A 17,469-nucleotide genomic window follows, 5' to 3' on the forward strand; every position below is an offset into this window, starting at 1 on the left:
CTCGTCCAAAAAGGTACACAACATGAGGGACTGGCTCTATCAACTCACGGGCAAGGCATGGATCGCGCTGCTGTTCGGCATCGGCATCCTGGGCTGGGCTGCGTATGCGCAGTTCAAGGCAAGCTCCGATACGCACGGCACGGCCGTCGAGGACCTCGTCGCGAAAAGCGGCACGATCGTCAGCGGCAGCGAGGTCACCGAGACCACCAAGCGCCGTCGCGGCGGAACCAGCACGCGCCGCTACTTCATGCTCGACGCGAAACTGGCCGATGGCAACACCGAGAAATGGCGCGTCGACTACGCGGTCGGCCGCAGCAAGCTCGAGCCGCTGATCGACGAAGCCGTCGAGGTGAGGGTCGATCCCTCGGACAACAACCTGGTCTACGAAGTGAAGCTCAAGGGCAAGCCCGTGGTGTCGCTGGCCGACGTGCAGAAGATCATGGAGGTGAAGGACAAGGCGGCCGCCTCGAGCGCGACCGACAAGGGCACGCTGATCGTCGGCGCACTCGCGCTGCTGCTGGGCATCGGCGGGCTGCTGGTCCGCCGGAAGATCCGCGACGGCTACCTGGCCGAGCAGGCCGGCGCCGTGCAGACGCCGGCCATCGGAGAGAAGGTCTGAGCCGGGCCGGGTCCCGACCGGCCTGAAACGAAAAAAGAAAAGGCGCCCCGCGGGGCGCCTTTTTCATGGAGGAAGCGACCTGCGCCTTACTTGCGCAGCAGAGCCTTCAGCGCGTTCTGCAGGCGGCGTGCGCTGGCGGCATCGTGCGCAGCGGCGAGCACCTTGCCGGCGTCCTGGCCCCAGGTCTGCGACGGTGCCGGGTCGCCGCGCTTCGTCAGCAGCTTCAGCTGCAGCGCACGGCGCGCCTCGAGCTGTTCGGCTGGCGTCGGCACCTCCGCTGCCATCTCGAGGCGCAGCAGCGCTTCGGCGGCATCGTTGGCAGCAGCCGTGGGCGCGGAGCCGATGGCTTGCGACCAGCCGCTGCGCACGGCCGGCGTGACCGCCCGGCCAAGCTCCTGCACGCTCGGCAGGCGGCTGGCATCGCGCTGCTCCCACGCGCCCAGCACCTGGGTCAGGGCCTCGCCATGGGCCTGGGCAGCGAGCTTGCGCAGTGCCATGTCGGCGCGCTCGAGTGCCTCGCGCTGTGCCCTGAAGGCTGCGTCGCCCAGGCGCGGGCCGCGGTCTTCGCGCGGAGGACGGTCGCCGAAGCGGCCGCCCGGGGCGCCGCGATCGCCACCACGAGGAGCCCCACGGTCGCCGCGATCACCGCCGGGACGACCCGGACCGCCGGCACCGGGACGGCCGCCATCGCGGCGGTCGCCGAAGCGGCCACCGGCACCGCCGCGCGCGGCAGGCGCCGCCTCGGCCTTCTTGCTGCTCGGACGGTCGTCGCCGCGCATCGCAACGACGGGCTTGGGTGGAGCCTTCGGCGCAGAAGCCGGTGCCTGGACGACTGCGGCGGCTTCACCGGCGTCGTGCGCCGCAGCATCGGCGCGCGCCGAAGCGTCGGCACCGTCGGCGGGCGCCACCAGGTCCTCGGCAGCAGCGGATGCCGCGCCTGCTTCGTGGAACGTGCCGGGAGACGCTTCCGCATCAGCCGGGCTCGGCGCTTGTTCGGCGCTTTCACTGAATTCTGCGGCTGCCTGCCCAGGCGCCACGATCTCGGTCGCGCCGACCGCCGGGCCGTCGGCCTTCGGCGCGGGCGGCGGCGCTTCGCCGCGCAGGGCGCCTTCGAGGCGCGCGATGGCCGAGCGGATCTTCTGCGCGTCGCCGGTGGCATTGGCCGCGTCGAGCGCCTTGGAGGCCTCCAGCACATGACGGTCATGCTCGTTCATCGCGGCCGATGCCTTCTCGCGCTCGGCCGTCTTGCGATTGAAGGCCTCGTCGATGGGCGCGCGGAAGGCATCCCAGAGCTTCTGTTCCTGGCGGCGATCCAGCGGCACGGTCTGAGCTTCGGCCTGCCAGCGCTGCTGCAGCGCCTTGACGGCATCGATGCGCAGCACCGGCTGGGCGCCGAGCTCGGCCGCCTCGGCGATCATGGACTGGCGGCGTTCGATGCTGGCCTTCTGAGCCTTCTCGAACGGGGCACGGGCGGCGCCGAAAGCCTCGTTCCACAACGGCTGCAGTTCTGCGAACACCTTCTCGCCCACGTGGCCGGCATCGCGCCAGCGGTCGGCGAACTGGTGCAGCGCGCGGTTATGCGCCTTCAGGTCGGTGGCCCCGGCGTGTTCGGCGGCCCAGGCCTTGACCTCCTCGATCAGGGCGACGCGCAGCGCGCGATGCTCGGCCGCATCGGCGCGCACCTTCTCGAGCCAGGCCTCGACCACCTTGTGGGCTTCGTTGCAGGCCTCGTCGAAGCGCTTCCACAACGCGTGGTTCGGCACCCCGCCCTGGTCGGCCTGCTTCCACTGGTCGCGCAGCGAGCGCAGTGTTTCCTGCATCTTGCGGCCGCCCAGCGCCTGGCCTTCGGGGCGCTTCAGCAGGCCTTCGGCCTTGGCGACCAGGTCTTCGCGCACCTTGTCGGCACTCCAGCGCTGCCAGCCTTCGAGTTCGCCCGCAGCGACCAGCGCGGCGTGCACGCGGGCTTCGAGCGGCGCGTCGACCAGCTTGCCGTGCTCCTTGAGCACGGCGCGCAGCGCGGCAGCCGCGCCGGCGCTGGCCTTGCCATGGCCTTCGGCTGTTTCCTGCTCGAGCTTGGCGAGCGCAGCCTGGACGGCCTCCTGCGCGGCGGCGCGCACGGCCGGATCGACCTTGGGCGCGGCCGGACGGGCCGGCGCCGCAGGCTTGGGCGCCACGACTTCGCCGCGCGCGGCGCGCAACTCGTCAGCCCACACGGGCACCGGCGGCAGCGGCGCTGCAGCGTCGGAAGCCGCGGCAACGGCCTGCGCCAGAGCGCTGTGGAACGCGTCGGAAACCACGAGCAGCTGCGACTTGGAGGCTTCGAGCTGGGGCGCGAACTTGGCGTCGAGGCTGCTCCAGTTGGCATCGGCCACGATCTCGGCGGCCTGCTGCTGCCAATGCGCCACATCGGCGCGCAGCGATTCCTCGGCGGCCTGGGCGTCCTGCCAGCCCTTGGTGGACAGCACCTCGAAGCGCTGTGCCAGCAGCACGGCGGCTTCGCGATGAACCTGCGCGCGGTGCTGCAGGTCTTCGATGCCCTTGACGCGCTCCGACAGCTTGAGCTTCAGGCTCGCCAGCGGCTCGCGCGACAGGGGCGCGCCGGCCTTGGCGGCGTCGCGCTGCCAGGCGAGCGCATCGGCGATGTTGAGCTTGGACTGGGCGACCAGCGCCTCCGCCTTCTGGGCCCATTCGGCGGCGATGGCCTCCTGGCCCTTGGCGCGCTTGAGTTCGTCGAGCTTCTCGCGCAGCAGGCGTGCGGCGCCCTTGTCACGCCCGCTCAGCTCCTTGAAGACTTCCTGCATCTGCTCGGGCGCGGGGTTGCCCGCGAGCCAGTCGCGGATGCGCGCAGCGCGCTCGCCGGAGGTCGGCGCGGTGAAGGCGCCGCCGGTGAGCGTGTCGAGGGCCTGAATGTCGTGTGGCTTGGAAGAATTAGAGGTCACTGCGCGAAATCGTTGTCTTGGTGGAGAAAGCGAAGGCGCCGGCAAAGGCCGGCGCAGATCGACATTTTGACCCACTTGGGGCCGCTCGCTGAATTCCGCCATGAAACGGCGGCACTGCGCGGTGCCGTGGGCCGGGGGCTGACGGACTACATATATAGCAAGCCCAGGCGAAAAACCAAGGGGCGGGCAAGTCCGGGCGAGTGCGACGAAGCGCCGACCAACCGCGCGTCGCCCTCCTCGCACCCTCCCCTGGCTCACTTCATGGTGAGGCTCAGCTCGGCGCCGGGCTTCCAGTCGCTGCCGCTCGCACTGGTACGCACCGCGCCCAGGAAGAGCCGTTCGCTCGGCACGTTCTTGGCCAGCAGGTAGTCGCGCACCGCCGCACCGCGCTCCACCGCGAGCTGGCGCATCGACTCCTCGTCGACGGGCACGCTGGCGAAGAGCAGCTTTTCCATGTCCTGCAGCGGCAGATCCTTGGCCAGGCCGACGATGTTGCGCGGCTTGGTGATGTCGGCGCGCTTGTAGACGGCAGTCAGCAGCTCGGGATATTCGGCGTCGGTCACGGGCGGCACGTCGGTGCCAGTCTGGCCGCCGCGCACCGCGACGCGGCGCTTCTCGGCATAGGCCAGCTGGCGCACGCGCTGGCGCTGGTAGGCGTCGCGTTCCTTCTCGAGGCTGGAAGTGCCGACCACCGTCATCTGCAGCGTGGGCCGGTCGGTCAGCGCCTTGGCGACCTTGTCGAGGCTTTCCTTGGCGGAAGCGCTGAGTTCGGAGCTGCCCGCCTCGAAAGTGATGGCGCTCGATTCGCCGCTGCCGCCGCCCAGGCCGCCCGTGAGCAGGCTGAACGGTGCGGTCACCGCCTTGACGACCAGGTTGACCACCGCCTTCCAGATCAGCGGGCCGATGCTGAACTGCGGGTCGTTGAGCGATCCGCTGAGCGGCAGGTCGACGTCGATCACGCCGTTGCGGTCAGCCAGCAGCGCAACAGCCAGCTTCACCGGCAGGCTGTTGGTGGAGCCGGCCACCTCGTCGCCGAACTGCAGCTGGTTGAGCACCAGCTTGTTGGTGGCGGTGAGCTGGCCGTCGGGCGCGACCTTGTAGTTGACGTCCATGCTCATCTTGCCGCGCTCGATGCCGTGGCCGGCATAGCGCACCGAGTACGGCGACAGCGGCGCCAGGTCGAGGTCGCGCATCTTGGCGGTGATGTCGAGTTCGAGCGGCTTGGCCAGCGGGTTGAGCTTGCCCGTGATCTCCAGCGCGGCGGTCTGCTGCGCCTTGCCGCGCAGCTCGAGGTCGGCCAGCGCAGGCCGGCCGCTCTCGCCCTTGGGCGGGTTGGACGAGAAGGAACTGAGCTTGCCGGTCAGCTCGCTCAGGTCGGCCGAGTAATTGGGCTTGACGAACAGGTCGGTGAAATCGATCTTGCCGTTGACCAGGCTCATCGGGCCGAAGTTGATGACCGGCGCCAGCCCCGCATCGGCCGGGGCCGCCGGGGCGGCGGCGGTCGCGGCCGCCACCGGCTTCGCGGGTTCCGGCCCTGCGCCGACCATTTCCTCGGCCGACATCGGCCTGCCGGCGGAAGCCTTCGGCGCCGATGCCTTGGCCGTCGTCGTGGTGGTCGTCCCACCCGGGCCCTTGCGCGTGTTGGCCTCTCCAGCGGCCGCCGCTGCGGCAGCGGCTTCCGCTTCGCCCTTCTTCGTCAGGCTCAGCAGATTCAGGCGGCCGGTCGGGTCGACGATCACGCGGGCGAAGAAGTCGGTCAGCGTGGTCTCGCGCACGTCCACGTTCGGTGGCGTATTGGGCGCCATGCTGACCTGCAGTCCGCGCAGGCTCAGCGTCTTCCAGCTCAGCAGCTGGTTGTTGTTGCGGTCGAAGCCGGGCGACTGGGTCAGCGAGACGCTGTTGGCGCGGAAGTCGTCGAGCGCGGTGTCGCCGGCCAGCTTCACGCTCATGCCTGCGGGCGAGGTCGCATAGCGCACCGTGCCGCGATAGCTCGCGAAGGCACGGCGGATGTCGATATTGAGCGCGTCGGCGTAGTAGGCCTTGAAGGCGTGCGCCGGGAACGACGCGATCTCGACCCTGCCCTCGGCCGCCAGCGGCTTGAGCACGATGTTGCCCTTGTAGTCGAAGCGGCCCGGGTCGGAGCGCCCGGAGCCGATGCGGCCCGACACCTCCAGCGGCGAGGTCGCGCTGGTTTCGGGCGCCAGCTTCTGGGCGTGCAGCTTGAAGGCCGTGACTTCCACCGTCACCGGGGCGGCGCCGGCCTTGTCTGAATAAGAGAGCGCGCCGTTGTCGACCGCCAGCGTGCCGATGGTCAGCGCCCACGGCTTGGTGTTGGCGCCGGGCTGGGGCGTCTCGGCGGCCGCGGGCTTGGGCGCGGCGACCTTCGCCTCCGCTTCCTTCGTGGCACCGCTGCCGGCCGGTGTCTTGAGCCAGCGTTCGAACATCCAGCGCTTCTCGCTGTCGCGCTCGACGCGGATCTTGGGATTGGTCGCGGTGAACGAAGCCACGTTCAGCGTGTGCTTCGTCATGTCGGCCTCGGCATCGACGAGCTCGAAGCGACCGACGCTCGCCAGCGCGGTCTTGCCCTGGGTCAGCGCCAGGCCGTCGGCGGCGACGCGGCGCGCCTTGAACTTCAGGTCGGGCTGGGCCCATGCGATGTCGATCTGGCCGCTGAGCTTGCCGTCGAGCGTGGGTTCGAGGCTCTGCGCCAGGTAGGGCGCCGCCAGCGAGAGCGGCAATGCCTCGACCTCGGTTTGCACGTCGGCCACCTTGTCGGTGGCGCTGCCCTTGAACTTGAGCGAAGCGCCTGCGATGGCGGTGCTGCCGCTGAACTCGGCGGGCTTCTCCATCGGCCAGGTGACGCCCGACACGTCGATTCCGAGGCCGGTGAGGTCCACGGCGGCGGCCGGATTGACGGTCTCGTCGCGCCAGCCGATGCGGCCACCGCTCAGCGCGACCTTGTCGACCTGCACCTTGAGCGCCGGCTTCTGCGCTGGCTGGCCTGCCGCGGCCGGTGCGCTCGCCGCCGCTGCGGGCGGCGCAGCGACCTTTTCCGCCGCGCCGGTGGCCGGGTCGGTGGCCAGCAGGTTGAGCTTGCCGGCCGCGTCGCGCGCCACCGCCAGCTGCGGATTGGCCAGCGCGACCTCGCTGAGGTGGAACGCCGACTCCAGCGGCCGAACATCGGCCAGCCCCAGCTTGAGCGAGTCGAAGGCCAGCAGGTCGCGGCCTCGCGCGTCGGCCACCTTGGTGGCGTGGGCCTCCACGGTGCCGGTGATCTTCAGGCCGGTGGTGGCCGCCTGCTCGAAGGCGATCTTCAGATCCGCATCAAGGCTGCCCGCCTGCAGCTTCACCGGCAGCCCACCGGGGATGTAGCCGAGGTAAGGCACCAGATCGAGCCCCTTGAACTGCACGTGGGCGTCGGTCTTGCGGCTGTCGGCGAAAGGCGTGGTGAAGGCGGCCGAGTCGAACTTGCTGCCGTTGAGCGCGAACGCGAGCTTGGGTTCGGTGTTGACGTCGCGCTTGGAATCGAGGTTGCTCAGGAAAGGCACCTTCAGCACGAAGTCGCGCAGCTCGTGCTTGCGCTTGACGGTCTGGTCGTCGAAGTCGACCGAGCCGCCATTGATGGCGATGTTGTAGATGGCGAAGCGCGCGGGCTTGGCGTTCGGATCGGGCGGCGGGCCGGCCGAGAGCTTGGCCAGGATGTCGTCGATGTCATATTTGCCGTCGGCCAGGTGCGTGAGCAGGATGGCCGGGCCGTCGATGGTGACGGCGTCGATCACCGGTGCGAGGCGGAAGATCGACTGCAGCTCGGCGTCGGCGTAGATGCGGTTGACGGCCACCTGCGGCTTGCTGCCGTCGGCGGTGGCGATGCGCAGGTCGTTCAGCGTGAGCTCGAGAGTCCAGGGCTTGAAGTCGATCTTGCCGACGGTGACCTGCCTGCCGAGTTTCTCGCTTGCGATCTTCTGGAGCTGGCTCTTGGCGATCGGCGGCACCGCCAGCCATGCGATGACCCAGAAGGCCAGGAGCGCAAGCAAAGCGACGATCCCACGCCGCACCCATTTGTTCTGTTTGATCGAAGCTACGTCCATCGCTGGAGTGTGCCGCAAACATGCGCCGGCGCTGCGTACGCAGAAAGGACGCACGCGCATCTGCGGGAGAAATACCGCAGACAGTCCATCGCGGAGTTTCCAGAATGAAGAAAGCCCGGTGAGTCGACGAGCGTCTTCTCACCGGGCTTGATGGCGGGCCCAAAACCCATGCCATCGATTCGCGCGACGGGAAGTCGATGGTTCCCACCGTGCTGGCAGCAAGAGATTGCCACCGTGGCTCCTCGACCGCCGAACCCTCGGACTTGCACCTCGGGTTTCCCGGGCCTCGGAAGAACGCCTGAAAATCCAGGCCCGTTCAGATTAGGCGTGGCTCCCTCCGATTGCAAACGTGTTTTACAAAGGGATTTCCCCTAAGCCGAAACGCCTCTGTGGCGGCCAACTTTTTAAACAATTATTAGCATAAGAAAACAAATGCTTATGCTTGACCGGGTATTTAGCCACGCTAGAATCCGCGCTGCCCTGACTGCCCGACGCAGAGGGGCCACCTGAAACCGCTGCCGGGTTCCCCGGCTTGATCAGGTCACCACGCACCCAACCAACCCCTTCACTCCATGCGCGGAGCCTGATTCGTACCAATCCAAGCGCCGCTGCCTTCATCCCTCGCCTTCCATGGCGTTGCGAACCGGGTGCCGCACAGAAAGGAAGAGCGATGAATAAGGCGTTTGATGTCACGGCCCGCGGGCTACGGACTTTCTTGTCCGACGTGGCAGACGGCTTTTTTGAAATCACGCACAACGGGTTCGCGCTGGTCGGCCTGGCCATCGTGTTCGCGGCCCTCGCCCTGGTGGCGCGGCCCGACCTGCGCAAGACCGGCGAAGAGGAACTGATGGGCTGGCTGCAGTCGCGCAAGCCCGCGCCCGAAGCCACGGACCTCGAGCCCACGGCCATCGAGCGCACCACGGCTGCAAGCCCCGCCGACCTGCCCAAGCAGCAGGCGGCCGTGGCCTACTGGCTGAGCAAGAAGTACCGCGTGGCCGCCGAGCCGCTGAGCGTGCTGGTAGCCGAGGCCTACGGCATCGGCAAGCGCACCAAGATCGATCCGACCCTGATCCTCGCGATCATGGCCGTCGAATCCAGCTTCAACCCCTTCGCCCAGAGCCAGGTCGGTGCCCAGGGACTGATGCAGGTCATGACCCGCGTTCACGGCGACAAGTACGAAAGCGCGGGCGGCACGCTCACCGCCTTCGACCCGGTCACCAACATGCGCGTCGGCGTCAAGGTGCTGCAGGAATGCATCGCCCGCGCCGGCTCGCTCGAAGGCGGACTGCGCTACTACGTGGGAGCAGCCAACCTCGAGGACGACGGCGGCTACGCCGCCAAGGTGATGGCGGAGCACGAGCGCCTGCTGCAGGTCGCCAACGGCCGCGCGCCGTCCACCGTCACGCCGCCGACCGTGCGGCCGCAGCCGATCCCGGTGGTCGCGCCTCCCGCGAAGCGCGAGGAAGGCGGCGAACCCGCCAAGGTGGCCCTGCTGTCTTCCGTTTCCTGAAGGAGTTTCGGCAGCGCGGGTGCGGCCTGCTGAGCTACACTCGAGCGGTACGCGACTGGCGATAGGCGCAGCACCCGTCAAGGTGCCACGCGCTGACGTGGAATACCACTGGGAAGCGTACCGCCTGGTCACACAGGTGTTCAGCCGTTCGCCTGGGCAGCCCTTGTTTGGTTGAAGAACAAGGACCTCGTCTTCAAAGGACTGCCATGTACCAACGCAATATCCTGGTCGAACAGACCGACCCCGAAATCTGGGCCGCGATTCAAGCCGAGAACGCACGCCAGGAACACCACATCGAGCTGATCGCCAGCGAGAACTACGCCTCCCCGGCCGTCATGGCCGCCCAGGGCTCGCAGCTCACCAACAAGTACGCCGAAGGCTATCCGGGCAAGCGCTACTACGGCGGCTGCGAACACGTCGACGTGGCCGAACAGCTGGCCATCGACCGCATCAAGCAGATCTTCGGCGCCGACGCGGCCAACGTGCAGCCGCACTGCGGCGCCTCGGCCAACGAAGCCGTGATGCTGGCTTTCCTGAAGCCCGGCGACACCATCATGGGCATGAGCCTGGCCGAAGGCGGCCACCTGACCCACGGCATGCCGCTGAACATGAGCGGCAAGTGGTTCAACGTGGTGAGCTACGGCCTGAACGAGAAGGAAGAAATCGACTACGACGCGATGGAGCGCAAGGCGCATGAGCACATGCCCAAGCTGATCATCGCGGGTGCCTCGGCCTACTCGCTGCGCATCGACTTCGAGCGCTTCGCCAAGGTGGCCAAGGACGTCGGCGCGATCTTCATGGTCGACATCGCCCACTACGCCGGCCTCGTGGCTGCGGGCGTCTACCCCAACCCGGTGCCGCACGCAGACGTGGTCACCTCCACCACCCACAAGAGCCTGCGCGGCCCGCGCGGCGGCATCATCCTGATGAAGTCGCAGCACGAGAAGGCGATCAACAGCGCGATCTTCCCGGGCCTGCAAGGCGGCCCGCTGATGCACGTGATCGCCGCCAAGGCCGTGGCGTTCAAGGAAGCCATGTCGCCCGAGTTCAAGGCCTACCAGCAACAGGTGGTCAAGAACGCCCAGATCGTGGCCGAGACCCTCACCCAGCGCGGCCTGCGCATCGTGAGCGGACGCACCGAAAGCCACGTGATGCTGGTCGACCTGCGCTCCAAGGGCATCACCGGCAAGGAAGCCGAAGCCGTGCTGGGCAGCGCCCACATGACGATCAACAAGAACGCGATCCCCAACGACCCGGAAAAGCCGATGGTCACCAGCGGCGTGCGCATCGGTACCCCCGCATTGACCACCCGCGGCTTCAAGGACGAAGAGGCCCGCATCACGGCGAACCTGGTTGCCGACGTGCTCGAGAACCCGCGCGACGCGGCGAACATCGAAGCGGTGCGCGCCAAGGTTCATGCCCTGACGAGCCGCTTCCCTGTCTACCGCTGATCTGTTGTCGGCTCGTAGAGAGAAGCAGGAAGACCTGGCCGCATGAAATGCCCCTTTTGCGGCCATCTTGAAACGCAGGTTGTGGAGACCCGCGTTTCAGAAGACGCCGACTTCGTCCGCAGGCGCCGCCAGTGCAGCGCCTGCGACAAGCGGTTCACCACCTACGAACGGCCCGATGTCAACTTTCCCGTGGTCGTAAAGAAGGACGGCAGCCGCGCCGACTTCGATTCGACCAAGGTGCGCGCCTCCATGATGCTGGCGCTGCGCAAACGCCCCGTGAGCATCGAGCAGATCGACAACGCGCTGCTGCGCATCGAGCAGAAGCTGCTGGCCAGCGGCCTGCGCGAGATCGATTCGACCAAGGTCGGCGAGCTCGTCATGCGCGAACTCAAGAAGCTCGACAAGGTCGCCTACGTGCGCTTCGCCTCGGTGTACCGCAGCTTCGAGGACGTGGACGAGTTCAGGCAGTTGCTGCGCGATATCTGAGCCGCGCCGCGCGCCCCAACCTCCTCTCTCCGCCCGAATTCAGCGGGTCCAGCAGAGCTGAACCAATGAATCCGCGCTGCTTGTCCGCCCTGCGGCCAGTTTGACGCCTCGATGGTTCACCGTCAGCGTTCCGCACTCGTCTGCGGTTGACGCGCCTTGAGGTACGGCCTGCAGGGTATAGCTGGTTTCGCTGCGAGATACATAGCCTATGTTGTAGCTGGCCGACCCGGACGAAGGTGACTGCTTCAGCCCGGAGGGCAATCCGACGCTGCCGAGCGGATATTTGCCGTTGGCTGTCAGGTAGCGCTCGTTCCATTGCGCCGCCTGCAGCAGTTGCTGCTTTGCGTCCGCGCGCTTGGCCCGCAGCACATAGCGGGTGTAGCTCGGGTAGGCAATGGCAGCGAGGATTCCGATAACCACCGTCACGATCATGAGTTCGATCAGCGTGAAGCCGCACGAACGAGCCCACGGGCGGGCTTGTGCTCTGGGATTCCTGTCCATGGTTTCCGTTTCAGTCGCTCGAAATCAGACTGCGCCAGCCGAATCGGCGCACGATGTCCGGCCGGATGGGTGACTTGCAGTCGCCAGCGGCATTGCAGATCACGTCCTGGCCCTTCTGCCGGTTCTGCGGCTGCAGGACCAGGTCGTCCCTGCCGGACCGGTTCCTGAAGCCCGCGTAGGCGCCCACCGCACCGGATGTGGTGTACGAAATGCCTGCCGGTGCGGAGCCGCTGAAGAAGTCGATCAGCAGCGACCACCCGTCGTCGCCCGTGCCGGCGGCGCAGTCGACCGAATTGCTGCTCGAACCAGGGATGGTTGTCGAGAACAGACCCACGCCGCTGCCCAGGACGTCACCTGGATAGACGATGCGCTCGCCGGCCACCGGCAGCTTCAGATGCCAGCCACGTCGGGCCCGCGAACCGCCGAAGCTCACGCCATTGCGGGAGACGGTGCGCAGTTCGGCGTCGCCCTCAGTGACGGAAGCGTCGCCGATGGTCTGCGCCACGAGATCGGTGAAGGCCGCAGTGCCCGAGCTTCCGTTGGCCAGGTCCCGGATGCCATACAGGTACTGGTCCGCAGTCGAGCCTTCATCACCCGAGGCGAAAAGTCGTCCGGTGCCGAACACCACCATGTAGCCGCCGTGGGGATGCCCGACCACAACAGGCGCCGCCGTGATCGGCTGGCTGGCTCCTGCTGCAAACAACGGCTTGTCGTCGAGGCCGGAGGCGGATTCCGATCCGGCCGCGCGGCGCCTGTCGAAGGGCCCCATGGTGGCCTTCCACCGGCGACTGTCGGTGCTGCTGAGATCGAACTTCCAGAGATTGCCGAGCAGGTCGCCGGCGTAGACAAGGTCGACCTTGCCGTCGCCGTCATGGTCCACCGGACGTGGCGCGGACAGGCCGTTGCCCGTGTCTTTCGCCTGCGTGGTCGGCGCGGGAATCTTGAGGATCTCCTTGTCCCCATCGAGATACTGGATCCACAGCACCGCCTTCTCGCTCCTGCTGTTGTAGCCGTTGCCCAGGATCAGGGCCTTTCGGTCGTTGCTCAACTGTGCGACCTGCAGCGCCCGCCCCGAGAAGGCGTCGATCGCAGGCTGCTGGAACTGATGGCCCAGGTCATCGTCCGCAAGCGCGGTCGTGTCGATCAGCGCCACGGCGGCGGCATTGCCTTCGTCGATGCTTTCCGGCCGCGTGACGTCGAGTACGAAGTACCCCTTGCCACCCGCGCCCAGGGTGCCCACGAGCAGCGACTTCCAGTGGGCCGCCTTCTGCGCGTCGGTCGTCCTGGCCGAGGATGCCGCCCCCATGTAGATGTCGGCGACGAAGGCACTCCCGTCGACGTAGTACCGGTGGGTGTAGCCGCCTTCGCTGAGCCGCTTGAGATTCGGCGCCGCCGCCGTGCCGTAGAGGCCCTCGGGCACGTAGGCGAACGTCTCCTTGCCAGTGCTTGCGTTGAAGGCGTGCAGCATGCCGTCGTTGGCGCCGACATAGACCATCGGCGCGCGAGGGACTGCTGCGAACGCGGCATAGGCGTTACCTGTGAAGCCGCTTTTCGGTTGTCCCGAATACCAGACGCTGGAGCCCACGATATCGCCGAGCACGTGGCCGCGTTTGCGGAACTGGCGACCGGCGCCCTCGTTGCTGCGGTCCCCGCGCAGGAAGTCGAGCACGGCCCGGCCCAGGGCGGTGCTTTCGGGACCGGTGTCGGCGCTGGCCTTGAGCGCGGCTCTCTGCACGTCGCTCAAGGCGGCCCACCTGAACGGCACGCCCACGCCGGTCGTCGCCGCACGCCCACCCGACGCAGGCGTGGTGCCTGAGAAGCTGAGCACATTGCGATCCCGGTCGTGTGCGCCAGCGCCTGCCATGCGGGTATCGAGCAGATCACGCGCCGACCAGTCGGCTTTGGCAGAGAGCTTGCCGTCGGCGCCGAACTTCGTGGCGCTGAGGCTGCCGGACCAGTCGGCCGTGTCGTAGCCGGCCCGATAGACGGAAGTGTTGGTCGAGACCCGGGAAGCGTTTGCCGAGATCGACGTCAGCGGTGTGCTGGTGTTGACAAGAACCTGTCCGAGGATCGATTTGAAGGCACCGCTCAAGGCTTGGGCATTGGAGACCGGCGTGAACGTGCCGCGGCTGTTGAGGGCGGCATGCCAGAGGTCCATGCGTTCGTTACCCTCGAACGGGTTCAGCCATCGGATCGAGCCGTCGACCAGGCGGGCATAGTCTCCGCTGTAGCTGGGCTGCGATGCAGTTGCAGAGATTTTCGGCGACGACCACCACGTGCCCGCGGCACCGAACCCGATGAAGTGAGTCGTCAGGTGCTGCCAGGTGGCCGGGTCGTTCTTGGGATTCCAGTACTCGGGAAGCTTGGCGCTTCCGACTGTCGCGTCGCCGGGCTCGGCAATGATCTTCCTCAGGTTGTTGGGCACCCCCGGCTGCAAGTCGGTGGCCCAGTAGTGAAAGCTCAAGTCGGCGAGCGTCGGACGCTTCGTCCTGCCGAAGTTGTCGGCATAGGGTGCACGCGGCTCGTAGCGCGTTGAGTCGGGCAGGACGCGGCGAGAGCCATCTTCATTGGCAACCGCGGGCATGAAGCTCTCCAAACCCGTGGGATGCCAATAGTCGCCATCCGTCATGAAGATATGGAACGACCTGCGGCAACTCGACTGCGCGGCTCCAGCCACGCCCGGCTCATCCGAGAAGGGGCTGTGCTGACCGGTGGTCTGCATGTACTCGCCGGCGCGGGCCATCATCTCATGAAGAGGCGTGCCGCCCGTCGCCTGAACGGCGTCGACCCAGGCCATGAAATTGGCTCGGTGCGTCCGGTCCAGCGAACGCATCAGGTTCGCGTTGACGCGTCCGCCGATCAGGCAAGGACGCTCGGCGTTTCGGAATGCAGCGCAGTTGCGATCGCTGTGGTCGTCGTTCAGCGACTGCCAGGCCAGACGGATGCGGTGATCGGGCATGTTGGCCTCGGAAAAGTTCTCCTTGAGCGCAGCGCGCAGGGTCGCCATGCCGCTGCCGTCCATGCTTCCGGAGTTGTCGACCGAAACGATCACGTTCGGCGCGGGCTCTGCGACCGCGGCATTTCGCGGCACCTGCGCCAGCGGATACTGCGCAGCGTGGACGATGGTCTGTGCAAGTACGAGGCCCGACATGACTGCGCGTGCTGGCAACTTCCTGATCCTCATCTCTTTCTCTCCCAATGCTCAGTTGATCCGGGAGACCGGGTCCGGATCGAACGACACCTGCAGTTCGACCTTCGTCCCCTCCCCTTTGCCGATGACGCTGCGCGCCCCGGTGGCAGTGGCCGTGATGCGAAACAGCGGGTATTTGCTGTTCCTTCGGTCGATCACCTCGATCCAGTACCTGGCGCCATCCAGCGCCGGACTGCCGGCTTTGAGCGCTCCGGTGAACTGGCCGTACCTGGCGTACTTGGACTTGTATGCATCGCGGTGCCAGAAGCGGTAGGCCTCGCTGCCGTGGGCGGCAACAACAGAGCCCGCCTCCGAGAAATAGCAGATGCCCCGCTCGCAGCTGTTGGGGCCGTCGTTCATGTAGGCGGTGACCCAGCCCGTATCCCGGTCGGGAAAGACGCGTCCGTCCTCCGACTTGCGGCAGCGCGCCGTGGCGAGTGCCGTACACGCCACATAGGTCTTGCTCGCGGAATCGAAGGCGAGTTGCCGGATGTCGCGCTCCGCATCCAGCAGCGCTGCCTCGGCGGCCTCGAAGGCGCGCTGGTAGTCGCGCTGGTTGCCTGCCATCGATTCGAGAAGCACCGCGGTGCGCGCCCCGCCTATCAGCAGTAGCGCCGAGAGCAGCAGCATGATCATCACGATGAAGAGCGTGAAGCCATGCTGCGCCGGCAGTTCGCCGGCCTGCCCGCGCGCGGGCCCCGTCGCCTTCGTCATGCTCACAGCGCTCCCAGGTCGTTGCGCAGCGAGAACACTGCCGTGTAAACGCGCCGCAGCCTGCCGTCGCTGCTCGTCTTCGAAACCCCGTCGCAGTCGACATGGCTGCCCGCAGGATTGCTCCTGGAGGCGCCCGCGAGTTGAAGGCAGATGCGAACCGTTCGGACGTTGCGGAAGCCATCGTCGACGCCGTCGGCCGTCACGTAGCGCACCACCTGCCGGCTTCCGGACGTGGCGCTGACCCCATACATGACGTCGAAACGCTCCACACCGTCGATGACCGGCTGCGGAGTCGCATTGCCGCTGCCCTGGCACCTGAGCGTGCCGTTCGACACGGAGAACTCGCTGGTGATGAGCCGCGCGTTGCCCTGCGCTTCGGGCTCGGTCCGGTCGTATTCGCCGCCCGAAGAACGCCCCGGCTCCTGACCCAGGCAGTCCTTGAAGTAGTCGGGGTTCGGCGCGTAGCCCAGCTTCAGCTTGTCGTTGGAGCCGTCCGCGGACTCCACGCCCTTGACCGCGAAGAAGGCCTGCTCGTCGGTCAGGTTGGTGCCCCGGTCGGCGCTGGTGTTGAAGTAGTAGAGCGGCTCGGTGGGATCGATGGGGATGTAGCCCGCCTGCCGTATCTGCTGGCCGAGCATCCTGAAAGCCAGCGCCGACGATTGGTTGAGCGTGTTGACGTCGTCGCCCGTCATGGCGTTACTGCGCGTGCCGAGCATGGCCGCGATGGCGGCCAGCACGATCAGCATTCCGACGACCAGTGCGACGAGGAACTCGACCAGCGTGAAGCCGGATGGCGCTCGGCTCTTCATGGCTGCGGCACCGCGACGGAGACTTCGAGGCAGGCCTTGCCTGTGGGGCACTGCCAGTCCGGATCGGGCGCGATGGGGTCGAGCACCGCCGGCTCGTCCCAGGCAAGGTGCATGAGCAGCACGCCGCCCGCCGTGGCGCTGGCCCTCACGTCGGCCGCCCCGCCGGGCAAGGCGGCAGCTATCGCGCGCTTCCAGTTCCATAGATCGTGCGCCGCAAGTTCGGCGGCGTTGCAGGCGGCCTTGAGCCCCTCGCAAGAAGGTCTGGGCCCGTTGGCTGACGCAGCCGACCAGTCTGTCACGTACCGGCTGGGCGTCGTCGCCGCTGCTGCGGGATTGGCACGGATGCGATCGGCCAGGTCGCCGGCCAGCTGGATTGCGAGGTTCTGGTTACTTGCACCGACACTGTCGACCAGCACGCGAACCTGGAAGCCGGCCAGCGCCAGCAGGCCCAGCGAGAGCACGAGCAGCGCGACCAGCGCTTCGATCATCGAGAAGCCCGGCTGCACCCGCTGCGCCCGGCTGACGCGGGGACGGCGCATCAGCATGAGTCGCTCCCCCTCACCAGCCGAACGCGGCCCCCAAGGGCAAGGCACACCACGACGATCTTGGACGAACCGGAGCTGTCGGCCGGACGAAGGCGAAAGCGGCCCCCACCCGTCGAGTGGCCTATCGGGTCGAACGACATGGCGCCCGCGGTGCTCTTCTCGATGGCGACACGTCCGTCGGGATCCTGGCGCTTGAGGATTTCGATGGCCTCGCCGCTTCCGACCAGCGTCTCCCAGCCGCAGCTCCAGTCCCGGCCCTGGCACTCCGATCGCTGCTGCATGGTCACCTTCACCCCTCGGCGGGCCGCCTCGGCGCGCGCATCGCTGACGCTCGCCATCAGCGCCCTGGCCATGCCCTCGACCCGATGCGTTTCGATGAGGCCGTTGAAACTCGGCAGAGCCAATCCCAGCATCACGGCCATCAGTACGATCACGACCATCATCTCGATGAGCGTGAAGCCCCGTTCGGACGCGCAGAATCCGTTGTTGTCCATGTCGTGCCACCCGCTGCGTGCATCTGCGTGCCGGCGGGCGCTCCTCCCTGATTTCAATTGGTGCGAATTCTATTTTTCCGGTTTCCCAGTGACCGGCCAATAACGTCAATTGCGCGACGGGCG

General features: G+C 67.3%; 12 protein-coding genes and 1 riboswitch. Of the genes, 4 read left to right on the forward strand and 8 right to left on the reverse strand.

The window, feature by feature from the left end:
- The first annotated feature begins 22 nt into the window (after positions 1-22).
- Positions 23-619 (forward strand): hypothetical protein, encoded by a 597-nt coding sequence (locus tag FHY06_RS05435; protein ID WP_184603742.1) that lies wholly within the window; start codon positions 23-25, stop codon positions 617-619.
- A gap of 86 nt (positions 620-705) precedes the next feature.
- Here FHY06_RS05435 and FHY06_RS05440 read toward each other — a convergent pair whose 3' ends face one another.
- On the reverse strand, positions 706-3,558 hold the full coding sequence (locus tag FHY06_RS05440) for a DUF349 domain-containing protein (protein ID WP_184603744.1): 2,853 nt from the start codon (positions 3,556-3,558) through the stop codon (positions 706-708).
- A gap of 254 nt (positions 3,559-3,812) precedes the next feature.
- A complete protein-coding gene (locus FHY06_RS05445; protein WP_184603746.1) occupies positions 3,813-7,646 on the reverse strand; it encodes a DUF748 domain-containing protein in 3,834 nt (1,277 codons plus the stop codon).
- A 670-nt stretch (positions 7,647-8,316) separates the two neighbouring features.
- On the opposite strand from FHY06_RS05445, the gene FHY06_RS05450 reads away from it, so the two are divergent.
- The 3 genes from FHY06_RS05450 to nrdR all read left to right on the forward strand — a co-directional run bounded on the left by FHY06_RS05450 (position 8,317) and on the right by nrdR (position 11,093).
- Complete coding sequence (locus FHY06_RS05450) at positions 8,317-9,156, forward strand: lytic transglycosylase domain-containing protein (protein WP_019652207.1); 840 nt, start codon at positions 8,317-8,319, stop codon at positions 9,154-9,156.
- A gap of 41 nt (positions 9,157-9,197) precedes the next feature.
- Positions 9,198-9,321, forward strand: a riboswitch (ZMP/ZTP riboswitch).
- Positions 9,322-9,362: 41 nt separating this feature from the next.
- On the forward strand, positions 9,363-10,607 hold the full coding sequence (glyA, locus tag FHY06_RS05455; RefSeq protein WP_019652206.1) for a serine hydroxymethyltransferase: 1,245 nt from the start codon (positions 9,363-9,365) through the stop codon (positions 10,605-10,607).
- 42 nt (positions 10,608-10,649) lie between these two features.
- Positions 10,650-11,093, forward strand: a complete 444-nt coding sequence (gene nrdR, locus FHY06_RS05460) for a transcriptional regulator NrdR (RefSeq protein ID WP_007836918.1) — start codon at positions 10,650-10,652, stop codon at positions 11,091-11,093.
- A 39-nt stretch (positions 11,094-11,132) separates the two neighbouring features.
- On the opposite strand, the gene FHY06_RS05465 is transcribed toward nrdR, so the two are convergent.
- The 6 genes from FHY06_RS05465 to FHY06_RS05490 are packed head-to-tail and all read right to left on the reverse strand — an operon-like array spanning position 11,133 to position 17,346.
- Positions 11,133-11,594 carry a type IV pilin protein gene (locus FHY06_RS05465; RefSeq protein WP_184603748.1) on the reverse strand — a complete coding sequence of 154 codons (462 nt, stop codon included), beginning with the start codon at positions 11,592-11,594 and terminating at the stop codon, positions 11,133-11,135.
- Positions 11,595-11,604: 10 nt separating this feature from the next.
- Positions 11,605-14,778, reverse strand: coding sequence for a PilC/PilY family type IV pilus protein (locus FHY06_RS05470; protein ID WP_184603751.1), 3,174 nt, complete (start codon positions 14,776-14,778; stop codon positions 11,605-11,607).
- A gap of 18 nt (positions 14,779-14,796) precedes the next feature.
- Entirely contained in the window at positions 14,797-15,498 is a 702-nt protein-coding gene (locus FHY06_RS05475; protein WP_132798137.1) for a pilus assembly PilX family protein, read from the reverse strand.
- Positions 15,499-15,500: 2 nt separating this feature from the next.
- Positions 15,501-16,307 carry a PilW family protein gene (locus FHY06_RS05480; RefSeq protein WP_132798139.1) on the reverse strand — a complete coding sequence of 269 codons (807 nt, stop codon included), beginning with the start codon at positions 16,305-16,307 and terminating at the stop codon, positions 15,501-15,503.
- Positions 16,304-16,852, reverse strand: a complete 549-nt coding sequence (pilV, locus tag FHY06_RS05485; protein WP_126182077.1) for a type IV pilus modification protein PilV — start codon at positions 16,850-16,852, stop codon at positions 16,304-16,306. The genes FHY06_RS05480 and pilV overlap by 4 nt, the downstream gene beginning before the upstream one ends.
- Complete coding sequence (locus tag FHY06_RS05490) at positions 16,846-17,346, reverse strand: GspH/FimT family pseudopilin (protein ID WP_184603753.1); 501 nt, start codon at positions 17,344-17,346, stop codon at positions 16,846-16,848. The genes pilV and FHY06_RS05490 overlap by 7 nt, the downstream gene beginning before the upstream one ends.
- Positions 17,347-17,469 lie beyond the last annotated feature (123 nt).

This window comes from Variovorax atrisoli (assembly GCF_014195185.1).
Classification (GTDB): domain Bacteria; phylum Pseudomonadota; class Gammaproteobacteria; order Burkholderiales; family Burkholderiaceae_C; genus Variovorax; species Variovorax atrisoli.